Below are 6,651 nucleotides of genomic sequence, written 5' to 3' on the forward strand. Positions count from 1 at the left end.
TGCCCACCGAACCCCGGCTCACCGTGCACGCCACGGCGGCCGGCCAGATCGCCCTCACCCGCGATCTCGCCGCGCTGCGCCCCGGCACCTACGGCCTGGCCGGCGACGGCACCCACGCGGTCGTCGGTCCCGTCCTCGCCCACGCGACCCACTCCGCCGACACCGTCGTACGCCGCCTCGAACGGGTCACGCACGGCACCCTCGAACCCGGCGACAAGGTGTGGCTCACTCCCAACCTGTACGTCGGCAACCCCCGCGACACCCTCGGCCTCGACCACACCGACGTCCACATCCCCGGCGAACTCGGCACCCTGCCCGCCTGGTTCGTGCCCGGCGCGCGCAGCACCTGGGTCATCGCCGTGCACGGCCTCGGCACCACCCGCGAACTCACCATGAACGTCATGGAGTTCCTGCACCGCCAGCGCTTCCCGGTGCTCGCCCTCGCCTACCGCGGCGACCCCGGCGCACCCCGCTCCCCGGACGGCCTGAACCACCTCGGCGAGACCGAGTGGCGCGACCTGGACGCGGCCATCCGGCACGCCGTGGGCAACGGCGCCCAACGGGTCGTGCTGCTCGGCTGGTCCACCGGCGCCACCATGGCGATGCGCGCCACCGCCCACTCGGGACTGCGCGACCGCGTCTCCGGGCTGATCCTGGACTCGCCGGTGCTCAGCTGGGCGACCACCCTGCGCGCCCTCGCCGCCGCCCGCCGCACCCCGGGCGCGCTGCTGCCGCTCGCGGTGCGCGCCGCGCAGGGCCGCACCGGCATGGAGGGCGACCGCTCCGCCGCGGCCGCCGCCGAACCGAGTGTGCCGACCCTCGTCATCCACGGCCCGGACGACGCCCTGGCCCCCTGGCAGTTCTCCCGCAGCCTCGCCGAGGGCCGCCCGAACCTGGTCGCCCTGCACACCGTCCGCCGGGCCCCGCACGCGGCGATGTGGAACGCCGACCCGAAAGGGTACGAAGAGGCGTTGCGCCGCTTCCTCACCCCGCTGATGTGACCCGTCGCGAGAAATCGGGGCCGAACGGTCGACCCGGTTCCGTTTAAGGCCGTACCACTGGCCTGTTCCAGGCCCTTCACCGCCCCCTGGGCCCCGTCCCTTGGCCACGCCCGTCGCCCCCGGTGACCTTCCGTTTGGGTTTTCGGACCGTCAACCGGAAGACTGCACCCGTGACGTCCCGTATCCCGCGCGACTCCAGGCTTCGACTCGTCCGCCCGCGACCCCTGGCCGCCGCCCCCACAGCCGTGAACCAGCGGCGCCCACGGCGCCCGGCACCGCGCCCGCCGGAGGGCACACCGGCACCCGCGGAGCTGGCCAGAATGGCGCGCTCAGGTCTTGCCGACGCGGCCCGCGTCGCCCACTGGGCCGACGACGCCCTCGGCCCCGGCAGCGAGGGCGCGCGGTCCGACGGCAAGGCCACCCTCTCCGACGCGACCGCCGAACGGGCGGCCCGGGACCTCGGCCTGACCGTCGCTCAGGTCCGCGCCGACTGGGACACCGCGCGGCTCGCGGGCCTCGTCGAGGTGCACGGCGACAGCGCACGCCCCGGCTGGCGGCTGCGCGCCTGGGACCGGGACGACAGCGCCGTACTGCGCGGCTGGGTCGCCCTGTTCGACGCCTGGTCGCTGGCCCACCCGGAACCCTCGGAGCACGAGCCCGCCGCCGTCGCCGAGGTCGTCTCGGCGATGCCGCAGGTGCTCTCCTTCCTCCAGCTGTCCGCCGGGCCCGTCCCGGTGGAGCAGCTGCTGGACCTGCTGGAGCAGCGGGTCGTCGAACTGCGCACCGAGCGCTGTGAGATCCCGTACGGTCCCCAGCCGGAGCCCGTCGAGCCGCCCGAGGCGCCCGACGCCCCGCTCGCCCCCCTCCTCGACTGGGCCCTGCACGCCCTCGCCTCCGTCGGCGCCCTCACCTACGGCGACGGACACGCGACGCTCACCCCGCTCGGCAACTGGGCGGTGTGGGTGAAGCTGGAGCAGATCTGCGTCGCCGCGCAGAGCCCGGCCGGGAACATCGAGGCCGTCGCCGAGGAGATGCTGCGCGGCTGCGCCCAGCTGCGCCCCAACGCCGCCCGCGCCGAGTACCGCGCCTGGCTCGCCGCCCGCCCCGTCGGCAGCGCCGTCACCGAGCTCATCGCCGCCGCCCGCGGCGACGACGCCCTGCTGCGCGGTCTCGCCTTCGAGGCGCTGCGCGTGGTCGGCGCCCCCGCCGAGCCCGACGTCCGCGCCGTCGCCGACGAGCCCACCCTGCGCCCGTACGCCCTGCTGTGGCTGGCCGAGCACGACGGCGTCGATCCCGAGGACGCGCACGAGGTGCTCACCCGCGAGGAGGCCACCTGGCTCTGGGTCGACACCGCGGCCGCCGTCGCCGACCACGGCGAGGCCCCCATGCTGGTACGGCACCTGGAGTCCGCCGTGCAGCCCACGGTGCCGATGCTGCTCGACGAGGTCCGCGCCGTCGGTCACCCGCGCACCGTCCAGGTCCTGGTCGCCCTCGCCGCCGCCCACCCCGACCCGGCCCTCGCCAAGGCCGTGCGCCGCGCCGCGTTCCAGGTGCACACCGGAGGGAACTGACAAGTGCCGTAACGAACACCCGGACGTAGAAAATGCGCTTGCACGGCCCCGTTAGACTTGGCCCATGGCCATTCTCCTCGCGCATTAGACGGCGGGAACGTCCTCAGCCGCCCATCCGTCAACCCCCTGTCCGCCCTGGAGCATGTCCGTGATCTCCGCCACCGGTATCGAGCTGCGCGCCGGCGCCCGAGTCCTCATCGAGTCCGCCACCTTCCGCGTCGCCAAGGGCGACCGCATCGGCCTGGTCGGACGCAACGGCGCCGGCAAGACCACCCTCACCAAGTGCCTCGCCGGCGAGGGCATCCCCGCCGCCGGCCAGATCACCCGCTCCGGAGAGGTCGGCTACCTCCCGCAGGACCCCCGCACCGGCGACCTCGACGTCCTCGCCCGCGACCGCATCCTCTCCGCGCGCGGACTGGACGTCCTGCTGCGCAAGATGCGCGAGAACGAACAGCGCATTGCCAACGGCCAGGGCGCCACGCGGGAGAAGGCGCTCAGGCAGTACGAGCGCCAGGAGACGGAGTTCCTGACGAAGGGCGGGTACGCCGCCGAGGCCGAGGCCGCCACCATCGCCGCCGCGCTCAACCTGCCCGACCGGGTCCTCGGCCAGCCGCTGCACACGCTCTCCGGCGGTCAGCGCCGCCGTATCGAGCTGGCGCGCATCCTGTTCTCCGACGCGGACACCCTGCTGCTCGACGAGCCGACCAACCACCTCGACGCCGACTCGATCATCTGGCTGCGGGACTACCTCAAGACCTACCGCGGCGGCTTCATCGTCATCTCGCACGACGTCGACCTGGTCGAGACGGTCGTCAACAAGGTGTTCTACCTGGACGCCAACCGCGCCCAGATCGACGTCTACAACATGGGCTGGAAGCTCTACCAGCAGCAGCGCGAGGCCGACGAGAAGCGGCGCAAGCGCGAGCGCGCCAACGCCGAGAAGAAGGCCGCCGCGCTGCATTCGCAGGCCGACAAGATGCGGGCCAAGGCGACCAAGACCGTCGCCGCGCAGAACATGGCCCGCCGTGCCGACAAGCTCCTCGCCGGCCTGGAGGCGGTGCGGCAGTCGGACAAGGTCGCCAAGCTGCGCTTCCCCGAGCCCGCGCCCTGCGGGAAGACCCCGCTGATGGCCGAGGGCCTGTCGAAGTCCTACGGCTCGCTGGAGATCTTCACCGACGTCGACCTGGCCATCGACAAGGGCTCCAGGGTCGTCATCCTCGGCCTCAACGGCGCCGGCAAGACCACCCTGCTCCGGCTCCTCGCGGGCGTCGAGCAGCCCGACACGGGCGGTGTCGTCCCCGGGCACGGCCTCAAGCTCGGCTACTACGCCCAGGAGCACGAGACCCTGGACGCCGACCGCACGGTCCTGGAGAACATGCGCTCGGCCGCCCCCGACATGGACCTCGTCGAGGTCCGCAAGGTGCTCGGCTCGTTCCTGTTCTCCGGCGACGACGTCGACAAGCCGGCCGGCGTCCTCTCCGGCGGCGAGAAGACCCGCCTGGCCCTCGCGACCCTGGTGGTCTCCTCCGCCAACGTGCTGCTCCTGGACGAGCCCACCAACAACCTCGACCCCGCCAGCCGCGAGGAGATCCTGGGCGCCCTGCGCACCTACAAGGGTGCGGTCGTCCTGGTCACCCACGACGAGGGCGCCGTGGAGGCACTCCAGCCGGAGCGCATCATCCTGCTGCCCGACGGGGTCGAGGATCTGTGGGGATCCGACTACGCGGACCTCGTCGCCCTCGCTTGATCGAATACCTGATCACCGCGTGATCAACGCCGTATGGATCATTCGGCCCATCGGTGATCCACCATCTGTGTGAGATCTCCTCGTACCGAGGTGTGTCCTACATCAATTTTCCCGGCCGAGCCCTGTGTCCTGAAGGGCTCGGCCGCGTCACGTCCTGACCTGGCACTTCGTGGATCAACCCGTTCGGCCGAACGAACACGACAACGCGGAATTCCGTATTCCGCATGTGGGGACGCGCTCCTGTCGTCAAAAGCCTGTCTCACGGACCTTGCCGAATGGGTGGCCATGACGGCCCGGAGGGGTGATCATGAGGAGACCAGAGCGCACTTCCCATGAGGAGGCACGGGTGGCCGAGACTCTGAAGAAGGGCAGCCGGGTGACCGGCGCCGCGCGCGACAAGCTCGCGGCAGACCTGAAGAAGAAGTACGACTCCGGTGCGAGCATTCGGGCACTGGCCGAGGAAACCGGCCGCTCGTATGGCTTCGTGCACCGGATGCTCAGCGAGTCGGGCGTCACGCTCCGTGGGCGTGGCGGTGCGACACGGGGCAAGAAGGCCGCCTCGTCCTGACCCGGGCGGCCCATCGGCTTCGATGGTGGCCACCCGGTCGGTCGGATGACTGGCCGGGTGGTTACTGTGCAGTCACTTAGCTTGTAGTTCCTACTGCTCTGCTGACCGCACTCATCGGAGGCGCCCCATGGCCACGTCCGCCCAGGACCTCGGTCCCGTACTCGACAAGGACGGCGTACGGCTCACCGTCGACGACGCGATCGCCACGGTGACGCTCACCAACCCGGCCAAGCGCAATGCGCAGAGCCCCGCCCTGTGGCGGGCGCTCGCCGAGGCCGGGCGGGTGCTGCCGGGGTCGGTCCGCGTCGTGGTGCTGCGTGCCGAGGGGCAGTCCTTCTCCGCCGGCCTCGACCGGCAGATGTTCACGCCCGAGGGCATCGAGGGCGAGCCGACGTTCATCGACCTCGCGCGCAGCAGCGACGGTGAACTCGACGCGAGCATCGCCGGATTCCAGGACGGCTTCACCTGGTGGCGGCGCGGCGACCTCGTGTCCATCGCCGCCGTCCAGGGGCATGCCATCGGGGCCGGCTTCCAGCTCGCCCTCGCCTGTGACCTGCGCGTCGTCGCGGACGACGTGCAGTTCGCCATGCGCGAGACCAGCCTGGGCCTGGTCCCGGACCTGACCGGCACGCACCCGCTCGTCGCCCTCGTCGGCTACGGCCGCGCCCTGGAGATCTGCCTCACCGGCCGCTTCGTCCAGGCCGAGGAGGCGGTCAGCACCGGCCTCGCCAACCTCGCCGTCCCCGCCGACCAGCTCGACGCGGCCGTCTCCGACCTGGCATCGGCGATCCTGGCGGCCCCCCGGGACGCGGTGATCGAGACCAAGACCCTGCTCCGCGGCGCCCACGACCGCACCTACGACGACCAGCGCGCAGCGGAACGAGCCGCCCAGGCCCGCCGCCTGCGAGACCTGGCGGGCCTCGGCGAGTGACCCGCGGGTGAGCGGGACTGCCTGCGCCGATCAGCCGCGACCGTCTGTGCCGGTCCGGCGCGGCGGGCGGTGCCGCCGGGCCTCGGTGTGTGATCCGCGCGGGTGGGACTGCCTGTGTCGGCCGGCCGTGACCGTCTGTGCCGGTCCGGCGCGGCGGGCGGTGCCGCCGGGCCTCGGTGCGTGACCCGCGGGTGGGCGGGACTGCTGCCTGCGCCGGTCAGCCGCGACCGTCTGTGCCGGTCCGGCGCGGCGGGCGGTGCCGCCGGGCCTCGGTGTGTGATCCGCGCGGGTGGGACGGCCTGGGCCGGCTAGCCGCGACCGCCTGCACCTCCTGCGCGGCGGGCGGTGCCGGTCCGGTGGGATCGGCCGCGCGGGCCCGCGCCGCGGCCGTTCTTCGGGCGTATGCCGGTGCGTCGGGGGGACCCTCGTCCGTGAGGAAGCCGTGGTCGGCCATCCACTCGTAGTCGAAGATCTTGGAGAGGTGGCCCCGGCGCCGGGCCTCGGTCAGTGGCCCACCGCCGTGACCAGGGTCGCCACCGTCGGGTGGTCCGGCAGGGCTGCGGAGACGGCGGTGCGGACCTCTCGGGCCACGTCCAGTGGGCGGTGGTCCGCGCGGACCGCGAACTCCACGCGCACATGGCGGCGGGGCAGCGCGGCCTCCGACTGCCGCTCCTCCAGCCGCACGGCCCGATGCCCGACGCCGCCCAGCAGACGGTCCACGCCCGGGACGGCCAGGGCGGCGACGGCCACGCGCTCCTCGTCGGCCGTCTCCGGCTCCGCCGGTCGTGGCGGTGCGGGCGGCGGGTAGTAAGCCCCCGCCCCCGACTCAGCCC

5 protein-coding genes and 1 pseudogene are annotated in these 6,651 nt (G+C 73.0%); 5 read left to right on the forward strand and 1 reads right to left on the reverse strand.

All coding sequences use genetic code 11. From position 1 onward, the window contains the following. From GRC12_RS40370 to GRC12_RS40390, 5 genes are all read left to right on the forward strand, one after another. Window positions 1-1,001: alpha/beta hydrolase (locus GRC12_RS40370; protein ID WP_208785434.1), on the forward strand; the 1,001-nt coding region annotated here is incomplete at its 5' end. Window positions 1,002-1,171: 170 nt separating this feature from the next. After that, a complete protein-coding gene (locus GRC12_RS40375) occupies window positions 1,172-2,572 on the forward strand; it encodes a hypothetical protein (protein WP_208785435.1) in 1,401 nt (466 codons plus the stop codon). 148 nt (window positions 2,573-2,720) lie between these two features. After that, window positions 2,721-4,319 (forward strand): ABC-F family ATP-binding cassette domain-containing protein, encoded by a 1,599-nt coding sequence (locus GRC12_RS40380; protein WP_208785436.1) that lies wholly within the window; start codon window positions 2,721-2,723, stop codon window positions 4,317-4,319. Window positions 4,320-4,665: 346 nt separating this feature from the next. Further along, window positions 4,666-4,887, forward strand: a complete 222-nt coding sequence (locus GRC12_RS40385) for a helix-turn-helix domain-containing protein (RefSeq protein ID WP_004002281.1) — start codon at window positions 4,666-4,668, stop codon at window positions 4,885-4,887. A gap of 127 nt (window positions 4,888-5,014) precedes the next feature. Continuing rightward, window positions 5,015-5,818, forward strand: a complete 804-nt coding sequence (locus GRC12_RS40390) for an enoyl-CoA hydratase/isomerase family protein (RefSeq protein WP_133048223.1) — start codon at window positions 5,015-5,017, stop codon at window positions 5,816-5,818. A 504-nt stretch (window positions 5,819-6,322) separates the two neighbouring features. Here GRC12_RS40390 and GRC12_RS40395 read toward each other — a convergent pair. Then, window positions 6,323-6,651 (reverse strand): annotated as a pseudogene (locus GRC12_RS40395) (nucleopolyhedrovirus P10 family protein); the annotation flags it as partial.

It is taken from the genome of Streptomyces griseorubiginosus (assembly GCF_017614965.1).
In the GTDB taxonomy this organism is placed as follows: domain Bacteria; phylum Actinomycetota; class Actinomycetes; order Streptomycetales; family Streptomycetaceae; genus Streptomyces; species Streptomyces griseorubiginosus_B.